This is a genomic window from Halomonas flagellata (assembly GCF_022487945.1).
GTDB classification, from domain to species: domain Bacteria; phylum Pseudomonadota; class Gammaproteobacteria; order Pseudomonadales; family Halomonadaceae; genus Halomonas; species Halomonas flagellata.
Genome location: NZ_JAKVPY010000056.1, coordinates 1 through 3,449 on the forward strand (window position 1 = coordinate 1; position 3,449 = coordinate 3,449).

Below are 3,449 nucleotides of genomic sequence, written 5' to 3' on the forward strand. Positions count from 1 at the left end.
GGTCGTTAGGGTTTCACCCATGGCGGTTGGTCCTCCTGAATCAGGTTCTGCCAGGAACTCTCTGATTTATCAGTAGGATACCAACCGCCATCTTCATTTCCAGGGCTGCCCGGTGAATATCAGGGGGGGAAGGGTTTGGGAACAAGCCTGGGAACGGTCAGAGCTCCAGAAGCTGCTTGACCATGGCGGGGACGTCCTGGCCGTCGGTGCGGATCCACTTGTCGTAACGCCGCTGGAACTCGAGCCCGACTGGCACCGACTATGCGGCGTGAGCCGCTGACTGCAGGAGAGCAAAGCTGCGCGGATGGCGCCAGTTTTCAAGCGGCGGCGAACAGGGCATGCTGGAGCCGAGATGCCGGCCAGGGCAGCGGGTACCGTGCTGTGCCATCATCGTGACCAGAACCAAGGAATGGAGGACTCCCATGTCTGAACGAGTGATTCTCACCACTTCGTCGCACCTCGAGGGCTACCGAGTCACCGAGCACATCGACATCGTATCCGCCGAGTGCGTGTTCGGCATGAACATCCTCAAGGACATGTTCGCCGGTTTCCGCGATTTCTTCGGCGGGCGCAACAAGTCGTCCCAGGACGCGTTGCGCGATGCGAGGGTGGCCTGCCTGGACGAGCTGCGCCGGGAAGCGGAGGAGATGGGTGCCAACGCGGTGATCGGCATCGATCTGGACTACAGCGAGATCTCCGGCGGCGGCAAGTCGATGCTGTTCCTGGTGGCCACGGGCACCGCCGTGAAAGTCACTAGGGCCTGAGCCGCCCCCGCGCTGACTCCTGTGAGCAGGGTGTCTCGACAGGCGCTGTGACCACATGCTATGCATCCAGTGTGCTCGCGGCAGCGGAGGAGGCGACGGTCATGGCCTTCCATAATCCGAATCCGAAAATCCGGGCGCTCGAGCAGCGCAATGCCCGGTTGCGCGCCAAGCTGTTCGCCAGGTTGTTTGGTGGTGCATGGCGTGGACTACGCAAGACCATCTTGCGCCTGTCGAGCATTCGATTCCGCCGCCGTCGGCGCCACCCTCGAGAGTGATCCGCTGGGCCTCCCACATCGGTACCAGTTGCCGAGCGGTGGGATTCGCGGTGGAGCGTGACGCCCACTCGTTGACCGCGAGCAACGCCAACAGCTGCGCCAGGCCCGAGCGCGGTCCATCGCCGAGTCATTGCATCAATGGATGGTGGCTCACCGGCAGAAAGTCCCGAACGGCTCGGCAACGGCCAAGGCGCTGGATTACAGCCTGAAACGCTGGGCGGCGCTTACGCGTGTCACTGGTGGTGCGCTGGCCACTCAGCTCCACGCGGACAGCGCCATTGAAGGAGGGCGTCATGGGGGATCAGTTTCACCTATGACGGACGGTCCTCTGGAATCAGGTTTTTGTCGGAACGCACTGATTTCTATAGAGAATACCATCCGCTATCTTTATTTCGAGCCCTCTGTCATGAATATCCCGGGATATACGCAATCAAGAACGCATAAGCCACGGCCACTGTAACAACGATCCGCTACGCTGAAGCTGACAACTGATCAGGAGGGTGTCGCTATGCCTCGCAATCTAGTCCAGTTTCAAACCGGCTTGTCGCTGCCGGCCTTCGTTTTCTTCGTGGCAGGACTGTCATTCAGCTATTCCGCACTGGCCGAACAGGAGTACCCCCAAGGGGAGGAAATGGTGCCGAAGGGTGATGATATCGGCACGGTGGATTTTCGCGTCTCCTGCGACGATGCCGTGAAGCAGCGCTTTGACAGGGCATTGGGCCTGATGCATCACATGATGTACGAGCAGGCCCGTACGGAGTTCGGTGCCCTTACTGAGACGGATCCCAACTGTGCGATGGCTCATTGGGGCGTCGCCACTACCCTGTTTCAGCCGCTGTGGCCGGAACGCCCCGATCAGGCAGCCCTCCAGCGGGGGTGGGACGAGATCAGCAAGGCCATCGACCTGGAGCCGGAAACCGAGCGCGAGCGTTTGCTGGTGGACGCGACTGCGGGATTCTTCCGCGAACCGGACACAGCGGCCTACTGGGATCGGATCGATCGCTGGGCCAAGGGCATGGCCGCGGCCTATGAGGCCAATCCGGATGACCTGGACACCGCAGCGCTTTATGGCCTGTCGCTGGTGGCTGTCGCAGCAAGGGCCGAGGACCGCAATCCGCTGCTCGACGAAGCGGAAGCGGTCCTGCGCGCGGTGTGGGAGGAAGAACCCACCCACCCGGGCGCCATCCACTACTCCATCCACGCCACCGATGTCGAAGGCCGCGCGGAAAATGCGCTCGACCTGGTGGAGGTCTACGCAGACATCGCCCCCGAGGTAACCCACGCCCGGCACATGCCGTCACACATCTATGTCCGCCTGGGGAAGTGGTCCGAGGTCATTGACTGGAACCGGCGTTCGGTGGATGCCGCGCTCCGGAGCCCAGTGAACGACAGCATATCGCTGCACTACCTCCACGGCAGCGACTACCTGGTCTACGGCTACCTGCAAAAAGGCAATGACACCAAGGCACAGGAAATCTTCGAAGAGGCCATGGCGCATGACAACCACCAGCCATCATTTGCTGCCGCCTTCCATGCCGCTGCCATACCCGCCCGTCTGGCCGTCGAGCAGCGGGACTGGGGAAGGGCCACGGCCCTGGAGCCGAGGACGCCGGACTACCTGCCCTGGGACCAGTCCCTCTGGGCAGAGGGGCTGACCTGGTACGCGCGCGGACTCGGTGGCGTGCACAGCGGTGAACTGGACATCGCCCGCGAGGCCGAGGAACGCCTCAAGGCACTTCGAGACCAGGCAAAAGCCGAGGGCGAGGACGTCTTTGCCACCTATCTCGAGGTCGACCGGCGCATTCTCTCCGGCTGGATTGCTCACGCCGACGATGACATCGGGGAAGCCATCGAGCTGATGCAATCGGCCGCCGAGTTGGAAGGGACGACGGAAAAACACCCTATCACTCCCGGCGCCCTGCTCCCGCCCTATGAGGCCCTGGGTGATCTCCTATTGACTCGGGACCGTCCTGCCGAAGCCCTGGAGGCCTATCGGGCCTCCGACGAGATCTGGCCCGGCCGCTACAATACCTTGCTGGGCGCTGCACGTGCCGCGCAAGCTGCCGAGGACGATACCGCGGCTCGCGAGTACTACCAGCAGCTCTTGGAGATTGTCGGCGATTCGGAGCGTGATGCTATTCGTGAGGCCAAGGCTTTCGTCGAGGAATAGGCCCAGACGGGTATCCTACCGCTTTCAGGCCGGCCGACTTCGACAACGCCATGCCGTGCATCACTCAACAGGTGATGCACGGCATCTGTTTGGCGCCTGGGCAGCTATCCCTTGTATGCGACGTCAACTACTTTGACCGGTCAGCGACAATTAAAATGACCGGCTGGGTGGGATAGTTGTCGTCAGCCTGACGACGCGGTCTGTCCTCCCTGTAATTGACGCTGATAGGCGCGTTTCCGG

General features: G+C 62.0%; 3 protein-coding genes and 1 pseudogene. All 4 read left to right on the forward strand.

Annotated features, from left to right (window positions below; genetic code table 11):
* Positions 1–422 precede the first annotated feature (422 nt).
* The 4 genes and pseudogenes from MKP05_RS20985 (at position 423) to MKP05_RS21000 (ending at position 3,209) form a co-directional block, all read left to right on the forward strand.
* Positions 423–764, forward strand: a complete 342-nt coding sequence (locus MKP05_RS20985) for a YbjQ family protein (RefSeq protein WP_181422041.1) — start codon at positions 423–425, stop codon at positions 762–764.
* Positions 765–865: 101 nt separating this feature from the next.
* Complete coding sequence (locus MKP05_RS20990; RefSeq protein ID WP_181422042.1) at positions 866–1,039, forward strand: hypothetical protein; 174 nt, start codon at positions 866–868, stop codon at positions 1,037–1,039.
* A 79-nt stretch (positions 1,040–1,118) separates the two neighbouring features.
* Positions 1,119–1,274, forward strand: a pseudogene (locus tag MKP05_RS20995) (IS66 family transposase); the annotation flags it as partial.
* Between the two features lie 273 nt (positions 1,275–1,547).
* Positions 1,548–3,209, forward strand: a complete 1,662-nt coding sequence (locus MKP05_RS21000) for a tetratricopeptide repeat protein (RefSeq protein ID WP_240570100.1) — start codon at positions 1,548–1,550, stop codon at positions 3,207–3,209.
* The last annotated feature ends 240 nt before the right edge of the window (positions 3,210–3,449 follow it).